This is a genomic window from Streptosporangium canum (genome assembly GCF_900113865.1).
GTDB lineage: Bacteria > Actinomycetota > Actinomycetes > Streptosporangiales > Streptosporangiaceae > Streptosporangium > Streptosporangium canum.
The window spans coordinates 1-17,361 of the sequence record NZ_FOQY01000009.1; the positions used below are offsets into that span (position 1 = coordinate 1).

General features: G+C 69.4%; 19 protein-coding genes, 1 tRNA gene and 1 pseudogene. 12 read left to right on the forward strand and 9 right to left on the reverse strand.

Features of this window, described 5'->3' with window-relative positions:
* Nucleotides 1-263: 263 nt before the first annotated feature.
* From BM085_RS15205 to BM085_RS15225, 5 genes are all read left to right on the forward strand, one after another.
* Complete coding sequence (locus tag BM085_RS15205; RefSeq protein WP_218158722.1) at nucleotides 264-1,103, forward strand: helix-turn-helix domain-containing protein; 840 nt, start codon at nucleotides 264-266, stop codon at nucleotides 1,101-1,103.
* A 97-nt stretch (nucleotides 1,104-1,200) separates the two neighbouring features.
* Nucleotides 1,201-1,608 (forward strand): ATP-binding protein, encoded by a 408-nt coding sequence (locus tag BM085_RS15210; RefSeq protein ID WP_093887647.1) that lies wholly within the window; start codon nucleotides 1,201-1,203, stop codon nucleotides 1,606-1,608.
* Between the two features lie 17 nt (nucleotides 1,609-1,625).
* Nucleotides 1,626-1,874, forward strand: a complete 249-nt coding sequence (locus BM085_RS15215; RefSeq protein ID WP_093887648.1) for a hypothetical protein — start codon at nucleotides 1,626-1,628, stop codon at nucleotides 1,872-1,874.
* Between the two features lie 146 nt (nucleotides 1,875-2,020).
* Complete coding sequence (locus BM085_RS15220; RefSeq protein WP_093887649.1) at nucleotides 2,021-2,860, forward strand: sigma factor-like helix-turn-helix DNA-binding protein; 840 nt, start codon at nucleotides 2,021-2,023, stop codon at nucleotides 2,858-2,860.
* A 5-nt stretch (nucleotides 2,861-2,865) separates the two neighbouring features.
* A complete protein-coding gene (locus BM085_RS15225; protein WP_093887650.1) occupies nucleotides 2,866-3,684 on the forward strand; it encodes a protein phosphatase 2C domain-containing protein in 819 nt (272 codons plus the stop codon).
* A 3-nt stretch (nucleotides 3,685-3,687) separates the two neighbouring features.
* On the opposite strand, the gene BM085_RS15230 is transcribed toward BM085_RS15225, so the two are convergent.
* On the reverse strand, nucleotides 3,688-4,389 hold the full coding sequence (locus tag BM085_RS15230) for a hypothetical protein (RefSeq protein WP_143120927.1): 702 nt from the start codon (nucleotides 4,387-4,389) through the stop codon (nucleotides 3,688-3,690).
* 293 nt (nucleotides 4,390-4,682) lie between these two features.
* Between BM085_RS15230 and BM085_RS45915 the strand changes: the two genes are divergently transcribed.
* Complete coding sequence (locus BM085_RS45915) at nucleotides 4,683-4,949, forward strand: hypothetical protein (RefSeq protein ID WP_245789336.1); 267 nt, start codon at nucleotides 4,683-4,685, stop codon at nucleotides 4,947-4,949.
* A 123-nt stretch (nucleotides 4,950-5,072) separates the two neighbouring features.
* Nucleotides 5,073-5,435, forward strand: coding sequence for a site-specific integrase (locus BM085_RS15240; RefSeq protein WP_281249847.1), 363 nt, complete (start codon nucleotides 5,073-5,075; stop codon nucleotides 5,433-5,435).
* 71 nt (nucleotides 5,436-5,506) lie between these two features.
* Here BM085_RS15240 and BM085_RS15245 read toward each other — a convergent pair whose 3' ends face one another.
* The 3 genes from BM085_RS15245 to BM085_RS15255 all read right to left on the reverse strand — a co-directional run bounded on the left by BM085_RS15245 (nucleotide 5,507) and on the right by BM085_RS15255 (nucleotide 9,090).
* Nucleotides 5,507-6,052 (reverse strand): hypothetical protein, encoded by a 546-nt coding sequence (locus BM085_RS15245; protein ID WP_093887652.1) that lies wholly within the window; start codon nucleotides 6,050-6,052, stop codon nucleotides 5,507-5,509.
* A gap of 126 nt (nucleotides 6,053-6,178) precedes the next feature.
* Nucleotides 6,179-6,267 (reverse strand) — tRNA-Ser (locus tag BM085_RS15250).
* Nucleotides 6,268-6,387: 120 nt separating this feature from the next.
* On the reverse strand, nucleotides 6,388-9,090 hold the full coding sequence (locus BM085_RS15255) for a nucleotide-binding protein (protein WP_245789337.1): 2,703 nt from the start codon (nucleotides 9,088-9,090) through the stop codon (nucleotides 6,388-6,390).
* A 115-nt stretch (nucleotides 9,091-9,205) separates the two neighbouring features.
* On the opposite strand from BM085_RS15255, the gene BM085_RS15260 reads away from it, so the two are divergent.
* Entirely contained in the window at nucleotides 9,206-10,162 is a 957-nt protein-coding gene (locus BM085_RS15260) for an NAD(P)H-quinone oxidoreductase (protein ID WP_093887653.1), read from the forward strand.
* 5 nt (nucleotides 10,163-10,167) lie between these two features.
* The gene (locus BM085_RS15265) at nucleotides 10,168-10,677 is read left to right on the forward strand and encodes a bacterial proteasome activator family protein (RefSeq protein ID WP_086573149.1); all 510 of its coding nucleotides are present in this window, start codon (nucleotides 10,168-10,170) and stop codon (nucleotides 10,675-10,677) included.
* Here BM085_RS15265 and BM085_RS15270 read toward each other — a convergent pair.
* Complete coding sequence (locus tag BM085_RS15270; protein WP_093887654.1) at nucleotides 10,668-11,465, reverse strand: HAD family hydrolase; 798 nt, start codon at nucleotides 11,463-11,465, stop codon at nucleotides 10,668-10,670. The two genes, BM085_RS15265 and BM085_RS15270, sit on opposite strands and share 10 nt — an antisense overlap.
* A 238-nt stretch (nucleotides 11,466-11,703) precedes the next feature.
* Here BM085_RS15270 and BM085_RS15275 point away from each other — a divergent pair, with 238 nt between their 5' ends.
* Nucleotides 11,704-11,907 carry a cold-shock protein gene (locus BM085_RS15275; RefSeq protein ID WP_012886943.1) on the forward strand — a complete coding sequence of 68 codons (204 nt, stop codon included), beginning with the start codon at nucleotides 11,704-11,706 and terminating at the stop codon, nucleotides 11,905-11,907.
* Here BM085_RS15275 and BM085_RS46810 read toward each other — a convergent pair.
* Nucleotides 11,858-12,265, reverse strand: a pseudogene (locus tag BM085_RS46810) (FAD-dependent monooxygenase); the annotation flags it as partial. The gene BM085_RS15275 and the pseudogene BM085_RS46810 overlap by 50 nt on opposite strands.
* A 98-nt stretch (nucleotides 12,266-12,363) precedes the next feature.
* Here BM085_RS46810 and BM085_RS43015 point away from each other — a divergent pair.
* On the forward strand, nucleotides 12,364-13,020 hold the full coding sequence (locus tag BM085_RS43015) for a hypothetical protein (RefSeq protein ID WP_143120928.1): 657 nt from the start codon (nucleotides 12,364-12,366) through the stop codon (nucleotides 13,018-13,020).
* A gap of 25 nt (nucleotides 13,021-13,045) precedes the next feature.
* Nucleotides 13,046-13,405, forward strand: a complete 360-nt coding sequence (locus BM085_RS43020; protein WP_143120929.1) for a hypothetical protein — start codon at nucleotides 13,046-13,048, stop codon at nucleotides 13,403-13,405.
* 50 nt (nucleotides 13,406-13,455) lie between these two features.
* Here BM085_RS43020 and serS read toward each other — a convergent pair whose 3' ends face one another.
* The 3 genes from serS to BM085_RS15305 form a co-directional block, all read right to left on the reverse strand.
* The gene (gene serS, locus BM085_RS15295) at nucleotides 13,456-14,718 is read right to left on the reverse strand and encodes a serine--tRNA ligase (RefSeq protein ID WP_093887658.1); all 1,263 of its coding nucleotides are present in this window, start codon (nucleotides 14,716-14,718) and stop codon (nucleotides 13,456-13,458) included.
* Between the two features lie 128 nt (nucleotides 14,719-14,846).
* Complete coding sequence (gene pheA, locus BM085_RS15300; RefSeq protein ID WP_093887659.1) at nucleotides 14,847-15,767, reverse strand: prephenate dehydratase; 921 nt, start codon at nucleotides 15,765-15,767, stop codon at nucleotides 14,847-14,849.
* 213 nt (nucleotides 15,768-15,980) lie between these two features.
* Nucleotides 15,981-17,297: a glycosyltransferase 87 family protein gene (locus tag BM085_RS15305; RefSeq protein WP_093887660.1), complete on the reverse strand. Its 1,317-nt coding sequence runs from the start codon at nucleotides 17,295-17,297 to the stop codon at nucleotides 15,981-15,983.
* Nucleotides 17,298-17,361: the final 64 nt, after the last annotated feature.

A 17,361-nucleotide genomic window follows, 5' to 3' on the forward strand; every position in this document is an offset into this window, starting at 1 on the left:
TGATCATATGCATGCCCAGGAAGCGGAGCGGCGGCGGGCCGGTGGTCGGCGAGAGCATCGGTTACGGCGGGCGTGTGGATCGGTGGACGGCCCGGGTCGCCGCCGGCCGGGACCGGCGCCCACGCCGCACGCCCGGACGGCGGGCGGCAGAGGGCCGGGTACGGCGGCGCGCCGCGCCGCCGCTTGATTACCCATAAGAACAATTCGGCAGTGATCTGGGATGGGCTGCGCTCGATGTGTGAGCGGCTGGTAGAACGCTGGGTGTGGAGGATCGACGGGATCGCCTGCGGGCGCTGGGTGAGTTGCTGCGGCGGCTGCGTAAGGACGCCGGGCTGACCGGTAAGGATCTGGCGCTGCGGGCTGGGGTGGCTCAGCCGACGATCTCTCGGATCGAGACCGGGCAGCTTCTTCCGGTACCGGAGACGGTTGATCGGCTCGTCGAAGCGCTGGACCTGGACGAGGCGGGCCGTGGGGAGTTGGACGCTCTGCTCGTACGCCTGCGCGATGAGGTCTCCCGCCTCAAGGGCGGGCTGGCCGGCCGGGAGGCGGCCAATGCGGCCCGGCTCCGTTCGGCTCGTCGGGTGGTGTCGTTTCAATCGGCAATGATCCCGGCGCTGTTGCAGACGGCAGAGTATGCCCGGCTCGCCTTGGCCTTCGGCAGGGATGTCGACGAGGACGATGCGGCCAAAGCTGCGGCGGTCCGGGTGGAGGCGCAGGCCGTCCTGTTCGAGTCGGGGCGTGAGTTCTCGTTCGTGCTGACGGAGGGGGCGGTCCGGACGTGGCCGGGGTCGCCGGCGTTGATGCGGGCGCAGCTTGATCGGCTGGTTCAGGTCTCGACGCTTTCGCATGTGGGACTCGGGGTGGTGCCGTGGTCGACAGAGACGCCGGGGTTCCCGTTGCACGGGTTCACGCTCTACGACGGGTCGGTGAGCGTGGTGGAGTGCCTGACCGGTGACCTCACGCTGAGCGAGCCGGGGGAGCTGGCCGCGCATGGGGAGACCTTCGAGGCGTTCGCGGCGGCTGCCATATATGGCGAGGGACTGCGGGATCTTCTGGGGCAGATCGGTGCCGACTATGAGGAGTTGGCCACCCGCCTGAGCTAAGTGACGTATTTATGCGTCGAATAGCTTGAGTGTCTTCTAAGGTCACTCATACGCTGATGGCATGCATGTATAGTCCCCTAGACATCGGAGTTCCCCCATGTCGCCGTCACGCATCTCCCGCACCTTCCTCGGCTCCCCTGCCTCGATCACCGAAGCCCGCCGGTTCATCACCGTGTTTCTCCGCAACTGGCCATGCGTGGAAGACGCCGAGCTCATTGTCAGCGAACTGGCCACGAACGCGGTCCGCCACTCCGACAGCGGCCGATTCGGGGGCCGCTTCACCGTCTCCATCGAGGCAGACAGAAGTCGGCTGTGGCTCAGCGTCCTGGACGAGGGCGGTCCCCGGTCCCCTCGGGTGCTCCCGCCTCTGGCAAGCGGAGAGAACGGGCGGGGATTGGTGCTGGTCAACGAACTGGCGGCGGCCTGGGGAATCACCGGCGACGACAGAGGCCGCATCGTCTGGGCCGTTCTGGAGGCGCTTCCCGAAGCGGCGACACGTCGGTGAGCTGCATAGCCCCTCACGTGGCACCGCTCCAGGCGACCCATGAACGGCTGACATGGCTGAAACCGCGCGACGACGACCGATACCGACTGGTCGGCTGGACCTGCGACTGCCGGGCGGTCGTCTACGAGCTACGCAGCTCGGGCGGGGCCTTCTTCGTCCACCGGATCGTCCAGGGCAGGCCACGCACCATCCCCGAGACCGGCCGGACCCGCGCGGCCGAAGCCCACAAGCTGTGGCTGGCCATACTGCTGGGCCAGGCGCGATGACGAGAGGCGTACCGCGACGACGCTCGGCGATCCGCGCAGTTCACCCGAAAACCGGCGAACCACTCACACCCATACCGTCAAGGGGGATAGACGACATTTCGTCTAGGGGTCTAGACTCGGTTGAGCACCACCGAGGGAGAACCACCGTGCCATCGAGTGACCTTGAGCGGATCGCCGCCATCGACAACCCGTACCTGTTGATCCGGGCCGCCACCGAACGGCTCAGCGCCGCGCAACAGGAGGTCACCGAGCTGTCCCGGATGCGGCGACGCGTCATCCAGGAGCTGCACGCCCAAGGCATCTCCTACGCGCAGATCGCCGAACAGGCCGGCCTGTCGCGCGGGCGCATCCACCAGATCAAGCACACCGGCCCCGCCCCCGAGGGCGCGTTCCTCGGCACCGGCACGATCACCCTGGCCACCCCGCTCAAGCGCGAGGCCAACAACGCCCGGCCCGTGGTCGCCATGGAAGACGTCACCGCCGCCAAGCGCCTGGAAGACCTGGCTCGCGGCTTCGACCTGGCGCTCAACCTCGAACACGTCCCGCTCGGCGGCGAGATCGACCTGAACCGGCCCAATCTCATCGTGATCTGCGGGCCGAAGCTGTCGCCGGTCATGGGCGCGCTGTATGAATCCGATCCGGTTCTGGAGTGGGTCAAGGACGGTGCGTGGACCCTGCGGGACCGCCGCACAGGGGACAGCTACCGCTCGGGCGAGGACTCCGACCCGGCGCGCCCGGTCGACTACGCCTACCTCGGGCGACTGGCCCGGCCGGACGGCAACGGCAACCTCCTGGTCTTCACCGGCATCCACCCCCAAGGCACCCTCGGCGTGGTCGATCTGCTCACCTCCGAGATCGCCACTCTGTGGGGGCAGGTCGGTGAAAACCGCTTCTCCACCGTGGTGGGGGTGGAATACGACCCGGCGACCGGGGAACCGGTCAGAGCGGAACTGGCCAGCCCGCTCTACCGGCACGAGGAGACCTGACCCCGATGCGCGTCACCTTCGCCACCGAAGCGGCCCCCGGCCGCCCGAATGAGGACTTCGTCGGCGCCACGCCGGACGCGATCGTCCTGCTCGACGGCGCCGGTACCCCGCCCGGCTCGGAATCCGGCTGCGTTCACGGTGTCGCCTGGTACGCACGCTCCCTCGGCTCGACCCTCCTGGCCGGCCTGGCCCAGGACGGCAAGCCACTGACCGAGATCCTGGCCGAGGGCATCAAGGCCGTGGCCTCCCTGCACGACTTCGTCTGCGACCTGACCCATCCCGGCTCGCCCTCGGCCACCGTGGTCATGCTCCGCCGTACGGCCGACGCCCTCGACTTCCTCGTCCTGGCCGACTCCGTCCTCATCCTCGACGTGATCGGCACGGCGGAGCCGATGGTCATCTGCGACGACCGGGAGGCCCAAGTCGGCGCGGCCCACCGGACAGCCATGGACGCGCTCGCCTCCGGCAGCCCCGGGCATGTCTCGGCCCATCGGGCGTACGTGGAGACCCTGCGCGATCACCGCAACCGCGACGGCGGGTTCTGGGTCGCCGCCGTCGACCCCCTCGCCGCCGAACAGGCCCTCATCGGAACGGTCCCCGCCGACCGCGTACGCGCCGCCGCGCTGCTCAGCGACGGAGCCTCCCGCCTCGTCGACCGCTTCGCCCTGGCCACCTGGCGGCAGGCCCTCGACCTGCTCGACGACTCCGGCCCGGAGGAACTGATCCACCGAGTTCGCGAGGCCGAGCACAGCGATCCGGACGGCTCCCGGTGGCCACGGGGCAAGGTGTTCGACGATGCCACGGCCGCCTATTGCCGCTTCTGACCCCTACTCCACCCACCACCAGCCGCCTCCGAGGTCACGGACCGGGCTGCCTATATCGCCGGCAGCGGTCTGAATGATCGTTTGAGAATCCGGCGGGCCCGATAGATGGGCGATCCCTACACCGGTTTCTGCGCGCCAAGCATCCTCGAACACAGGGAGGTAGAGCACATCTCCCTGTCGCCGGACCTGCCCGTCTATCGACAGATATTCCATCCACCAGGGAACGACGAGTGGCTCACGATTGTCATAGGCGGCGGCAAGTGCGGCGAACTCGTCTCGATGGAGCCAGAACTGACTGTCCACGTAGGCGGCTTTCCAGTCAGTCGTCCAGATGACAGCGCCAATGACCACCGCGATCACTAGTGCGGTGAAGGCTCGGGTGTAGGCCTTGAGCGAGAGATATGCCATCACCGCGGTGAAGGACCACAGAACGGCCCACAGCCAGAACACTGCCAGGACAAGTCCGTTGAGCCGCCAGATCATCCTGAACAGCGGTATCCACAGGTAGGAGGCGGCTGTCAGCAGGAGCCATCCGAGCGACGCCATGAAGAGCGTCGATCTGGACCATCGAGCGGTTTTCATCGCGGAAGACATGGGCGCAGCATCGTGGAGCAGCGAAGCCACCGCCAGGCTCTCCAGGAGAGTTTCACACCTTTTGCACGCTTTCTTCACAATATTTAGCGGCTTCCGTGAATCGTCGATCACGGAAAATTCCTGCCATGCGTTTACCCCCCTAGACGGTTGGGGCGGACTTCGACTATCTTCACCTGCATAGTCCCCTAGACATTTGCCTCTGCGGATCGGCCGTAGCTGTCTAGGGGGGCGGACGAAAGGTAGAACCCCTGGCCATCCCGATCGGCTTCGAGCAGGTCTTCCCGCACGGCTGCTACATCGTCGACGAGATCGAGCAGGTCAAGGACTTCGACGCCTCGACCAACGGCCGCACCGTTTACGCCAAGGACAAGACCACCGGCGAACCCGTGTGACAGGTCGCGGTCATGGACGCCGATCCCACCGTCAAGGCCGGACAGAAGACCGTCTCCGTCAAGATCCTGTCCCCCGTCCAGCCGATCCCCCCGGCGCCACTGCCGGGCCTGCCGTTCATCCCGGTCGAGTTCGACGCCACGACCGTCACCGCCTACGTCGGCCAGAACACCTTCCGCCTGGCCTGGTCCATCCGAGCACGGGCGATGCGCGCTCCCCGCACCGCTGCCGTTCCCGCTCCGGCCAAGAACACCGTCACCGCTGGAAAGGAAGCCGCCTGATGGCACGCCGTAGAACCCGCGGCGATCCGAGAGGTGGACCAACAGCGGGGCGGCTCACGACGATCGGGGCCTGAGCACCGGGCAGAGGACGAGTACCGTCCCGTTCCGGTTCCGCCTGAGCCGGTGGCCATCCTCCGGGAGCACATCCAAGAGTTCGGCGTCCATGAGGACGGCCGGCTGTTCCGTAGCTCGCGCGGTAGCGTGATCTCCATCGGGACCTACTGCGAGGCGTGGAAGGCGGCGCGGACCTTCACCCTGACTCCCGAACAGCAGGTCTCACCTCTGGCGGCCCGGCCGTACGACCTGCGGCACGCGGCGGTGTCCCTCTGGCTGAATGCCGGGGTGGCGGCTCCCGATGCGGCCGAGCGCGCGGGACACGGGATGGACGTGCTGCTCAAGGTCTACGCCAAGTGCATCGACGGCGGCGTGGCGATCGCCAACCGCGGAATTGAGGACGCACTGGCTGCGTGGCCATCCACATCATGAAGGGGCCTCGGGAACACCGGGGCCTCTTCGCTGTGGCCTCGACACGGCCCCAGGCGTCTGATTCCTCCGCGTCAGCCGGCCTCCGCGCCCCAGCCTTCCCTGAGTTTGGCCAGCAGCAGTCTCACATCGGAACGATGTCTTCCGCCCCCGGACGGATCATCAGCGACGCGGTGGAGCATGTCCTTGGCATCGCGGACATGCCTCGTGATTCCTTCGATGAGAACGACAGACCCGGTCGACGGGTCCTCGTAGGTCTCGAACCCCGGTTCGGGGTGGAAGCATCCCCACCAGTCCATCAGCGCGTTCAGTGCCTCCTGCCGGGCCGGTCCTGGTCGTTCCTCGATCGCCTTCAGAAGCACACTCGTCGCGAGAACGGCGGCCGGGTAAAGAGTCCCGGCGTGGTCGTTCGTGACCGCGTACCGGAGATCGGCCAGTGCGCGGGCGGCCTGCCGAGCGTCTGCAGACCGGGTCAGCGCCTTCACCGCCGCTCGGGCGGCCTCCGGGAGGTACCAGGTCGGTCCCGGTATCCGGTCCCAGTCCATATGCTCCACGGCTCTCCTCCCGATTCTCAGGGCAGGATTCTCGCGCATGACCTGGGAGAACGCCTCAAGATCCATCCCGCATATATCCCGCGAGCACCGGCTCAGGCCGCTCACAGTGGCGTACGGCTGCGCGGGCCGGAAACGGCCAACGGCGCCCTACCGAGGGGAAACCCCTGGTCAGACGCCGTTTCGCAAGGTGAGCGGAGAGCGTGGGATTCGAACCCACGAGGAGCCGCAAAGCCCCTAGCGGTTTTCAAGACCGCCGCCATCGTCCACTAGGCGAGCTCTCCTGGTGACACGCTTCGAAGAACGTGTCAGATTGCACCTTAGCCTCTCACCGCCCGAGGCGTGCACGGGACTCGGCAGGCGCCTGGTCTCCGCCTGGAGACGGGGCGCCTGCCGTACCGGATTCAGAGTTGTGTGGCGGCGAAGCCGTCACCCACCGAGGCCGCCAGGCGGAGGTAGGACTCGCGGGTGGTTGCCTGCAGCCTCTCCAGGTCGATCTCCGCGCCCTCTTCGAGATGGGGGTCGTAGGGGATGCGGATCACGGCACGGCACCGGGCCGCGAAGTGGGCCTCCAGGCGGTCGAGGTCCACGGTGGACTTCGAACGGGGACGGACGCTGCACAGCACCACCGTGGCGGAGCGGACCAGCTCCTCGTAGTGGTGGGCCTCCAGCCAGTCCAGGGTGGCCGAGGCGGCGCGGGCGCCGTCCACGGACGGGGAGCTGACCAGGACGAGTTGGTCGGCCAAGCCGAGGACGCCGGACATGGCCGAGTGGAGCAGGCCGGTGCCGCAGTCGGTGATACAGATCGAGTAGAAGTTCTCCAGGACCTGGGCCACCGACTGGTAGTCGGATGAGCTGAAGGCTTCCGACACCGACGGGTCGCGGTCGGAGGCGAGGATCTCCAGGCGGGACGGGGCCTGCGAGGTGAAGGCCCGGATGTCGACATAGCGCTTGATCTGCTGGCGCTCGTTGAGCAGGTCGCGGACGGTGGCGGAGGTTTCGAGTTCGAGCTTGTCCGACAGGGTGCCGCGGTCGGGGTTGGCGTCGACCGCGATGACCCGGTCACCGCGGACCTGGGCGAGGGTGGCGCCGAGGCCGACCGTGGTGGTGGTCTTTCCGACACCGCCCTTGAGGCTCAGCACGGCGACCCGATGGTGACCCGTGGCGACGGGTGTGCGGGCACGGGCGACCAGTTCGCGGCGGCGGCGGACCTCGGGGGACTCACCAGGCTTGATCAAACCTGCTGACGCCTTGTAGATCAGCTTCCGCCAGCCGCCGGCGGGCCCGTTGCGGCGGCCCCTGAGCAGCGATTCGGGATCGAGGCTGTCGGCCGACGGCCTGGGGACGCCCGGCACCTGCTGCCGGGAGGGAGCGCTGAAGGCGGGCGGGGGGACCGACTGGCGGCGGCGTGCCTGGTACGGCTCCCGCGCCGGCCCGGCCGTCTCCCTGCCCGATGCGGAAGGCGTGTCCCGATCCGAGCCGAAGGGCCTGTCCCGCTCGGGCGTGAAGGCCACCTCCCGCTCGGACGCGAAGGCCGTGTCCCGACCGGAGGCGAAGGGCCTGTCCTGGTCGGTGGTGAACGGCGTCTCCCGCTCGGACGCGAAGGCCGTGTCCCGACCGGACGCCGGAGGCGTGTCCCGGTCCGAGCCGAAGGGCTTGTCCCGATCGGGTGTGAAGGCGGTGCCACGGCCCGAGACCGGGGGCGTGTCCCGGCCGGGTGTGGAGGCCGTCTCCCCTTCGGGTGCGAAAGCCGTCTCCCTGGCCGACGGGGAAGGCGTGTCCCGGTCCGAGCCGAAGGGCCTGTCCCAGTCACGTGCGAAGCCCGAGAAGCCGGAGGAGTCCGAGCCGAACGTGCCGGGGGCCCGCTCCGGCGGCGTGGCCTGGTTCGGGCGGTCGGCGCCGAAGGACTCGGGCACCCGGAACGGCTCGGCGGCCTCGGGATCGGAGCGTTCCGGAGCCGGCCGGAGGAAATCGCCGCCGGTGAACGGCTCGGCCTTGAAGGCTGACCGATCGCGGTCCTGCTCGACATCGGCCTTGAAGGCCGGCCAGTCGCGGTCCTGCTCGACATCGGCCTTGAAGGCCGGCCAGTCGCGCTCCTGCTCGACATCAATCTTGAAGGCCGACCGGTCACGGTCCTGCTCGACGGCGGCAGAGGCGGACCGATCATCGTACGACTCGGCGTCCGAGGGGGAATCACCCTGTTCGGAGCCGGAAGCGGGCCGGTCCTCGTGCTGCTCCACACCGCCGGAGCGGGAATCGTCTCGATCGGCGCCGCCGGAACCGGACCGGTCGTCGCGCTGCTCGGCCCCGCCGGAGCCGGACCGGTCGTCGCGCTGCTCGGCGCCGCCGGAGCCGGACGCGTCAGGGTCAGAACCGGCGTCCGGCAGCGTGAACCGGTCACGGTCGGCACCGCCGAAGGCGAACGCGTCACGCCCGGCCCCGGCGTTCGGCAGCGTGAAACCGTCGCGGTCGGAGCCCGCGCCGCCGAAGGCGAACCCCTCGGGTTCCGGGGCCGGAGGCTTGAACGGTTCGAGGGTGGGACCGGCGGGCTCGGCGGTGCGGAACGTGAAGGACTCCGGCTCCTCCGCGCGGCGGGGCTGCTCGAACAGGCCGCGGGACGGCTCCTGCCGGGACTCGGTCTCGGCGTGCGGCGCGCGGATCTCGGGACCGGTGAACTCGCCCGTGGTGTGGCCGCCCTCGCCCTGCTCCTGGCGGGGCAGGGGCTTGAGAGGGGCCAGGAATCCGTCGTTGTCCTGGCTCGGGGGCGCCGTGACGGAGGGCAGGGTGAAGGCTCTCAGCGTGTCGCCCGCCTCCATCCAGTCGGCCGCGTCGGCTTCCTCGTCCGGCGGGTCCGTCATGGTCACGGGTGCGCCCGCGGGGTCGTACGCCGAGTCGACGGCCGTGCGGAACAGCGGCGACGAGGCCACGTCGGGCTCCGACGGCACCGAACTCCACGGGTCCTTCGGGTACGGCGAGATGGCGGCGTCGTCCACCGCGTCCATCGCGGTGCTCTTCACCGCGACGGGAGGCGCCTCCTCCTGCTCCTTGATAGCGTCGAGCCAGGCGAGCTGCTCCTCGAGAGACTCCTCACGATCGTGTCTCGCCACCGTGTTCCCCCTCGGGATGGGCATAAAAGGGCAGCAAACACATAGCAGGTTAACGCCCTGTGTTCTCGTCAACGCGGGCAACCACCAAGTTGAGCCCACCAGATACTTTGGTCACATGCACGCCATCGTGATCGATAAACCTGGTGGACCTGAAGTGCTGACCTGGCGGGAGGTCTCCGAACCCCGCCCCGGACCGGGCGACGTCCTCATCGACGTGGCCGCCTCGGCGGTCAACCGGGCCGACGTGATGCAGAGGCAGGGGCTGTACGACCCGCCTCCGGGCGCGCCGCCGTACCCGGGGCTGGAGTGCTCCGGCGTGGTCGCCGAGGTGGGCTCGGACGTCGAGGACTTCAAGCCGGGCGACCGGGTGTGCGCGCTGCTCGCCGGAGGCGGCTACGCGGAACGGGTCGCGGTGCCCTGGCAGCAGGTCATGCGCGTGCCCGAGCGCGTGGACCTGGTCGAGGCGGCCGCTCTGCCCGAGGTGGCGTGCACGGTCTGGTCCAACGTGTTCATGACCGCGCGCCTGAGGAAGGGCGAGACGCTTCTCGTTCACGGCGGCGCCAGCGGGATCGGCACGCTGGCCGTACAGCTCGCCAAGGCGTTCGGCTCGCACGTGGTCGTCACCGCCGGGTCCGCCGAGAAGATCGCCCGCTGTGTGGAGCTCGGCGCCGACGAGGGGATCAACTACCGCGAGGAGGACTTCGCGGAGAGGGTCCGGGCCGATGTGATCCTCGACATCGTCGGCGGGAGATACCTGCCCGGGAACGTGAAGGCCCTCAAGACCGGCGGCCGCCTGGTCGTGATCGGGATGCAGGGCGGCTCGAAGGGCGAGCTGGACCTGGGTGCGCTCCTCGTCAAACGGGCCTCCGTGCACGGCACCACGCTACGCTCGCGCCCGGTCGACGAGAAGGGGGTCATCGTGCGCGGTGTCGTCGAAAACGTCTGGCCCCTGGTCGAGGCGGGGGCGATCCGGCCGGTGATCCACGCCCGGGTGCCGATGAGCGACGCCGCCGAGGCTCACAAGATCCTGGAGTCCGGAGACCACGTCGGGAAAATCCTGCTAGTAAGTTGAGTGCTATGAACGCTGAGGAGAGCACTCCGCACATAGTGGTCATGGGCCCCCAGGGGGTCCAGACCGAGGAGGACGGCGAGGGACGGTCGATCACCGAGCTGGTCGAGCAGCCCGCCAAGGTGATGCGGATCGGCAGCATGATCCGCCAGCTCCTCGAAGAAGTCCGGGCGGCCCCGCTGGACGAGGCCAGCCGCAAGCGGCTCAAGGAGATCCACCAGAGCTCCATCAAGGAGCTCGAAGACGGTCTGGCGCCCGAGCTGGTCGACGAGCTGGAGCGCCTGTCGCTGCCGTTCACCGAGGACGACAACGGCACCCCGCCGAGCGAGGCGGAGCTCCGGGTCGCCCACGCGCAGCTGGTCGGCTGGCTTGAGGGCCTGTTCCACGGGATACAGACCACGCTCTTCGCCCAGCAGATGGCGGCCCGCGCCCAGCTGGAGAACATGCGCAAGGCGCTGCCCAGTGGCATCTCCCTTCCGCAGGAGGGCCACCAGGGCAGCTCGGGTCCCTACCTGTAGAGGTCCTCAAGGATTCTGGCGACCCCGTCGTCGTTGTTGGCCGCGGTCACGTGATCGACCGCGGCCAGCACCTCGGCGTGGGCGTTGGCGACCGCGTAGGAAGTGCCCGCCCACCGCAGCATCGGCAGGTCGTTGGGCATGTCTCCAAAGGCGATCACGTCGGCTGACGTGATCTCGTGTCCTTCGGCGAGCGCTGCCAGCGCCGAGGCCTTCGTCACCCCCTGGGCGCTCATCTCGATCAGGGCGCGGCCGCTGGAGTGGGTGGGCGTGACCAGGTCGCCGACCAGCTCGCAGACCGTCTCCTGAAGGGCGTCGGGGTCCATCCGGGGGTGCAGGGCCAGGAGTTTGGCACACGGCCGCGAGGTGAGCGTGGACGTCCCGACGCGGAGTCCGGCGACCGCCTTGCCATCCCAACGACCGAGACGGAAGTCCGATTCGTGGGCGAATCCACCTTCGTATTCCACTGAGAACGCCAGCTCCGGCACCTTTGCGCGGAGCCGTCTCACGACCTCTTCAAGCACATCTGCGGCGATGAGGTGTGATTTGACGATCTGCTCGGTGTGCAGGTCGTAGACAAGGGCGCCGTTGGCGCATATGGCCAGCCCTCTATGACGTACGGCTCCCGCGACCGCGTGCATCCACCGGGGCGGCCGTCCGGTCACGAAGACCAGCGTGGCCCCGGCTCTCTCCACACGGGCGAAAGCGGCGGCAGTACGGGGGGAGACGGTTCCGTCCGAGCGCAGAGCGGTGCCGTCGAGGTCGGTGGCGACGAGCCGGGGGCTTCCCATAACAGGTTCCAGTCTGCACTGTGATCCTCGGGGCGCCAGCCCCGGGGATCCGTCTACGAGGAATCTTCCTCATGGCGGGAACACGAGTGCGCCAGATAGTGTTAGATGTGATGGCGTTGTATTAGCTGAATCCCGTTGTGAAAACCAGTTTGACTGAACCACCCCGGGGCTTGCTGTACGACACATGGGGTTCACGAGGTGTGAATCCCAAAGTTTCAAATCCTGAGGGAGAGCTTTAATGGCTCAGGGAACCGTCAAGTGGTTCAACGCTGAAAAGGGCTTCGGCTTCATCGCACCGGACGGCGGTGCACCGGATGTGTTCGTGCACTTCTCCGAGATCCAGGGCAATGGCTACCGTAGCCTCGAAGACGGCCAGCGGGTCGAATTCGAGATCACGCAGGGCCAGAAGGGCCCGCAGGCCTCGCAGGTCCGCGCCGTCTGACGCATAGACCTCTGGTTAGCGAGGAAGGCGGGGTTCGCTTAACGCGAACCCCGCCTTCTTCGCTTTCCGGCAGACCGCCCCCGTCCCGATAAACCACCCCTTTCTCGACAGACAACCCCATTTCGGGCGTAGGCGGCGGTTCACGGTGGCTGGCCGGGTTGCGCGCCCGACGGAGGCGAAGGCGACGACCCGCTCCGCGACGGGGCGGCGGGCCGCACCGCATGCCTCCAGAGCGCCCTGAACGCCCCTCAGGACGGCGAGGGGCCTCGCCAGGGCTCCCCTGGCCAACATCCATTCCCTGACCGTCTACGGGGCTGTGGACGTGCGCCGCGTCGCCCGCCACTACCACCCGTCCCGCGCGATACTCGCGGGGTGACCGTCACCGGTCACGGCACAGCCTGATCACGGAATCCGTGCCGCCCGAACCATGCCCCACCACGATGCATCTATCGCGATATGAGGCATCCGTACGGCTCTGTTCTGGCCAGGATCGGCCACCCGCCCATCCCGGCCGGGCCCGCCCACCCGCCCGCCCTGGCCTGGCTCGGTCACCCCGTGACCGTGGTCGCCACCATCGTGCTGCTGATCAACGACCACGTGCTCAAGGCCCTGTGGCCCGGCCTGGTCACCGGCAAGCTGAGCGACGTCGCGGGCCTGCTCGTGGCCCCGCCCCTGCTCGCACTCGTCCGCGTGCCCGCCCTCGGCGCGACGATCGCCACGGGAACCGGCTTCGTCCTGGTCAAGACCACGGCGACGGGCGCGGCCCTCGCCTCCCAGGCCTGGACCCTGTTCGCGGGCCCCTCCCGGGTGCTGGCCGACCCGACCGACCTGGTCGCCCTGCCCGCGCTGGGCCTCGCATGGCTGGTCTCGCGCCGCTGCCGGGCCGATCACGCCGGACGGCCACGTGGTGGTGGCGGCCAACGGCAACGACGGCATCGCCGTACGGGACGCCCGGGGGGCCTGGCGGCGACTCGGCTTCTCGGACGAGGGTTTCTCCGCGGACACGGCGATCCCGCTCCGCTCGCCGGACATCGATCTGACGACGGAGTACCTCGTCGGCCTCTTCGCCGGCCTGCTCGCTCTCATGGCCGGCCTGTCCGCGGCACGCCGTAACAGACCACAGGTCAGCGCCCTGTCCGTGACCGCGTACGTCCTCGCGCTGATCGGGTTCGCGGTCAGCGTCTCCTACCGCTCCAGCCTCGTCGCCCCGCTGCTGATCCTGTTCGCTCTCGCCTGCGCCCTCACCGCGGTGGTCCTCACGGTGGCCGCGGCAGTCCGGGCGCGGGTATCCGTCCGGGCCGCGCTCACGCTGGCCGCCATCGTCGCCTGCACGTCGTCCTCGATCTGTTGGATCTTCTCCGGCTGGGTGTCGGGCACCCCTGACGACTACTCGACGGCGGTGCTTTCGGCCTGGCTCGCCGGCGGCGCCGGGGTGGCCGCGTCCGTCATGGTCGGCTGGACGGACGGGAGGAACGCCCCCGGCGGCCCCGCCGCGTGAAAGGCGCAGGCCCCCACCGGACTCCGGTGGGGGCCTGCGCCGCGGGGCGCCTACTTGACGGGTTCGAGGACGTCGAGCCCGACGTAGGGGCGCAGGGCCTTGGGGACCACGACGGAGCCGTCGGCCTGCTGGTGGTTCTCCAGGATGGCCACGATCCAGCGGGTGGTGGCCAGGGTGCCGTTCAGCGTGGCCGCGTGCTGGGGCTTGCCGTCCTTGTCGCGGTAGCGCACGGCCAGGCGGCGGGCCTGGAAGTCGGTGCAGTTGGAGGTCGAGGTGAGCTCGCGGTAGCGGCCCTGGGTGGGAACCCACGCCTCGCAGTCGAACTTCCGCGCCGCGCTCGTACCCAGGTCGCCCGCGGCGGTGTCGATGACGCGGTAGGGCACCTCGATCTTGGCGAGCATCTCCTTCTCCCAGGAGAGCAGGCGCTGGTGCTCCTCGCTCGCGTCCTCGGGGCGGCAGTAGGAGAACATCTCGATCTTGTCGAACTGGTGGACGCGGATGATGCCCCGGGTGTCCTTGCCGTAGGAGCCGGCCTCGCGGCGGAAGCACGAGGACCATCCGGCGTAACGGTGGGGCAGCGCGGCGCCGTCGAGGATCTCGTCGGCGTGGTAGGCCGCCATGGGCACCTCGCTGGTGCCGACCAGGAACAGGTCCTCATCGGCCAGGTGGTAGACCTCGCTCGCGTGGGCGCCGAGGAAGCCGGTGCCCTGCATCGTCTCGGGCTTGACCAGAACCGGCGGGATCATCGGGACGAAGCCCGCCTCGATCGCCTGCTGCATGGCCATGTTGAGCAGCCCGAGCTGGAGCCGGGCGCCGACGCCCTTGAGGAAGAAGAACCGCGAGCCGGAGACCTTCGCGCCGCGCTCCATGTCGATCGCGCCGAGCAGCTCGCCGAGCTCCAGGTGGTCCTTGGGCTCGAAGTCGAAGGTCGGCTTCTCGCCGATCTCCTCCAGCACCACGTAGTCGTCCTCGCCGCCCGCCGGAGCCCCCTCCTCAACGAGGTTGGGGATCGTGTAGAGCAGGGTGTCGAGCTCCCCGGCCAGCTTCTCGGCCTCGGCCTCGGCCGACTTGACCTGCGCCGCGAGATCCTTGGCCCGGTCGAGGAGGGCGGTCTTCTCCTCCCCGGAGGCGCGGGAGACCGACTTTCCGATGCTCTTCTGCTCGGCGCGCAGCGTCTCGAACCGGCTCAGCGCGCCGCGCCGGCGGCTGTCGAGGTCGAGCAGCGTTTCGACGACGGAGTCGTCCTCACCGCGGGCACGCTGCGACGCCCGTAGCCGGTCGGGATCCTCACGAAGGGTACGCAGGTCAATCACAGATCAAGGCTACCGATGCGAGGCTTGAGCTCGCGCCCATATTCCGCTCCGGCCGGAGTGCCCGCGGGCCGAGGACCTGTGACACGCCCGCCGGAGCCCCTGCCGCGCCACCGCGGGGACCCGCCCGATCAGACCTGGCCGGTGCGGATCCTGGAGAGCCAGCCCGTGGCCTCGGTGAAGTCGCCGTTGGCCGTACCGCGCTTGACCTGCGGCGACAGGCCGTCGGCGCGCGGGTAGCTGCCGAGGAAGCGCACGTCGGCGCAGATCCGGTGGAGACCGGAGACCGCCTCGCCGACCCTGGCGTCCGCCACGTGGCCCTCGAAGTCGAAGTGGAAGAAATAACGGCCGATCCCGTCGCCGGTGGGCCGCGACTCGATGCGGGTCAGGTTGACCCCGCGCACGGAGAACTCGGTGAGCATCTCCAGCAGCGCGCCCGGGTGGTCGTCGGTGAGGAAGGCGACCAGGGTGGTGCGGTCGGAGCCGGTGGGCTCGGGCAGCGGACCGGGGCGGGACACGCGGACGAAGCGGGTCACGGTGTCGGAGCGGTCGCCGATGCCGGTGGCCAGCTCGACCAGCCCGTAGTGCTCGCCGGCGATGCGCGCGGCAACGGCGGCGTCGTACGGCGAGCCGGGGAGGGCGACCTCCTGGGCGGCCGCCGCGGTCGACGGGGCCGCGACCACCACGGCGTCGGGCAGCTCGCGGGCGATGAAGGCGCGGCACTGGGTGATGGCCGCCGGATGGGTGAAGACCCGCTTGATGCGGCCGATCCGGGTGCCGGGCCGTGCCAGGAGCGAGAACTCGACGGGGAGCAGCAGCTCGGCGGTGATGAGCAGCGGCTCTCCCCAGGCGAACTCGTCCAGGGTCGTGGTGATGGCGCCTTCGAGCGAGTTCTCCAGGGGCACGACGGCGCCGTCGGCCTCACCCCGCCGGGCGGCGTCCAGCGCCGCGCTGACGTTCGCGCGCGGCAGGCGCTCGGCTTGCGGTGCCAGGATCCGCAGGGCCTCTTCGGTGAAGGTGCCCTCCGGTCCCAGATAGGCGAGTTTGGGCATGACACCAGGCTATCCGGCGCCCATCCGAAAGTGCGCGTAAAGTCGCGCACTCGCGCAGCTCACCTCCGCCCGCACACGGCTCACCTCAGCCCGCACACAGCTCACCTCAGCCCGCACGCGGCCCGCCCACGCTCGCACGCGGCCCGCCCGCACACCTCGACCCCTACGACGACCCTCATGGTAACAACCACGTCACCCAGAGTAATCACCAAGTCAGGGGAGTGTCCGGAAAACCTCTCGCCGCCTCGGCAGCCACACCCCGAGCAGCCAGACCAGCGCCAGCGCGCCCAGCCCGAACCCGTTCTGGACGATCTTGCCCAGCACCGGGCTGAGCACCGGGATCTCCGCCGCCTTGATCGTCACTCCCCACCAGGGGATCGGCACCACGTAGTAGAGCCAGACACCGGCCGCCACCCGGACCCGCACCGGGTCGCGCCCGTCGCCGGCCAGCGCGCCGAGGACCACGACCACCCAGGCCAGGTGGTGGATCCAGGCCACCGGCGACAGCAGCACGGCCATCAGGCCGACCAGCGCGACCCCGGTCACCGCGTGCCCGTCGAGCAGCGCCCTGCGCGCGTGGCGGAAGCCGTACCAGGCGACCACCGCGACCAGCGCCAGCCAGAGCAGGCTGGTCAGCCAGTCGGGCAGGTAGAGCCGGATGAGCATGCCGCGCATCGACTGGTTGGTGGTCGCCGCGTTGGCGCCGAGCCGTTCGGGGTCGAGCAGCGCGTGGAACCAGAACTCGGCGGCGTCGGCGGGTATCACCAGGAAGGGCAGCAGGGTGAGCAGCGCGGCGGTGAAGGCGGCCATGAAGAAGGTCCTGCGCTGCTCCTGCCGCGCGCCCGGGCCGAAGCCGGTGATGAGCAGGTAGATCAGGAACACGCCGGGGGTGAGCTTGACGGCGGTGGCCAGGCCGATCAGCATGCCGCGCGGCCACACGGGGCGCCGGGCCACGCAGTCGGCCAGGCAGAGCGCGACCAGCAGGATGTCCACCTGGCCGAAGCGGACCTGGTCCCTGATCGGCATCAGGTAGGTGCAGGCGATCATCAGGAGCGCGAAGGCCATCGGGAGGCCGGCACCGCCCGCCCGGCCCGGCGCGTCCCGGTCCCGCGCCGCCCTCCGGCCCGGCACCGCGCGGCCCAGCACCTCGCGGTACGGCACGGCGTGGCCCAGCAGGGCGCGGAAGCCGTACCCGACGCTGACCGCCAGCGTCACAAAGACGAGGGCCGTCCACGCCCACTGCGCCGCGGGCCACGACATCGCGGCCAGCGGGGTGGCCAGCAGCGCCGCGATCGGCGGGTAGGTGAACGGCAGCAGTTGCGGCGCGGGCGTCACGAACTCGTAGACCGGCCGCCCCTCCAGGATCGCCTGACCACCGGTACGGTACACATCCAGGTCGACCAGGCGCTGGTCGTCGACGTTGCCGAGCCACTGGATCACCAGCGGGGCCACCGCCACCACGATGAGCAGCAGTGCGAGCGGCCACCCCCACAGGGGCCGCTCCGTCGTGGTCGCCTCGCCAGTCGTCACGACCAGGCAGGTTACCGTGGGCCTGAAGGAAAGCGGCCGCCAGCAGGCACGGATACGGGGGAAC

Excerpts from the sequence above, each read along its gene's own strand:
- BM085_RS43015 (WP_143120928.1), top strand. The coding sequence starts at position 12,364 with ATGAGGCATCCGTACGGCTCTGTTCTGGCCAGGATCGGCCACCCGCCC.
- BM085_RS15210 (WP_093887647.1), top strand. The coding sequence starts at position 1,201 with ATGTCGCCGTCACGCATCTCCCGCACCTTCCTCGGCTCCCCTGCCTCG.
- pheA (WP_093887659.1), bottom strand. The coding sequence starts at position 15,767 with ATGCCCAAACTCGCCTATCTGGGACCGGAGGGCACCTTCACCGAAGAG.
- BM085_RS15260 (WP_093887653.1), top strand. The coding sequence starts at position 9,206 with ATGCACGCCATCGTGATCGATAAACCTGGTGGACCTGAAGTGCTGACC.
- BM085_RS15265 (WP_086573149.1), top strand. The coding sequence starts at position 10,168 with ATGAACGCTGAGGAGAGCACTCCGCACATAGTGGTCATGGGCCCCCAG.
- BM085_RS45915 (WP_245789336.1), top strand. The coding sequence starts at position 4,683 with ATGGACGCCGATCCCACCGTCAAGGCCGGACAGAAGACCGTCTCCGTC.
- BM085_RS15225 (WP_093887650.1), top strand. The coding sequence starts at position 2,866 with ATGCGCGTCACCTTCGCCACCGAAGCGGCCCCCGGCCGCCCGAATGAG.
- BM085_RS15275 (WP_012886943.1), top strand. The coding sequence starts at position 11,704 with ATGGCTCAGGGAACCGTCAAGTGGTTCAACGCTGAAAAGGGCTTCGGC.
- BM085_RS15270 (WP_093887654.1), bottom strand. The coding sequence starts at position 11,465 with ATGGGAAGCCCCCGGCTCGTCGCCACCGACCTCGACGGCACCGCTCTG.
- BM085_RS15245 (WP_093887652.1), bottom strand. The coding sequence starts at position 6,052 with ATGGATCTTGAGGCGTTCTCCCAGGTCATGCGCGAGAATCCTGCCCTG.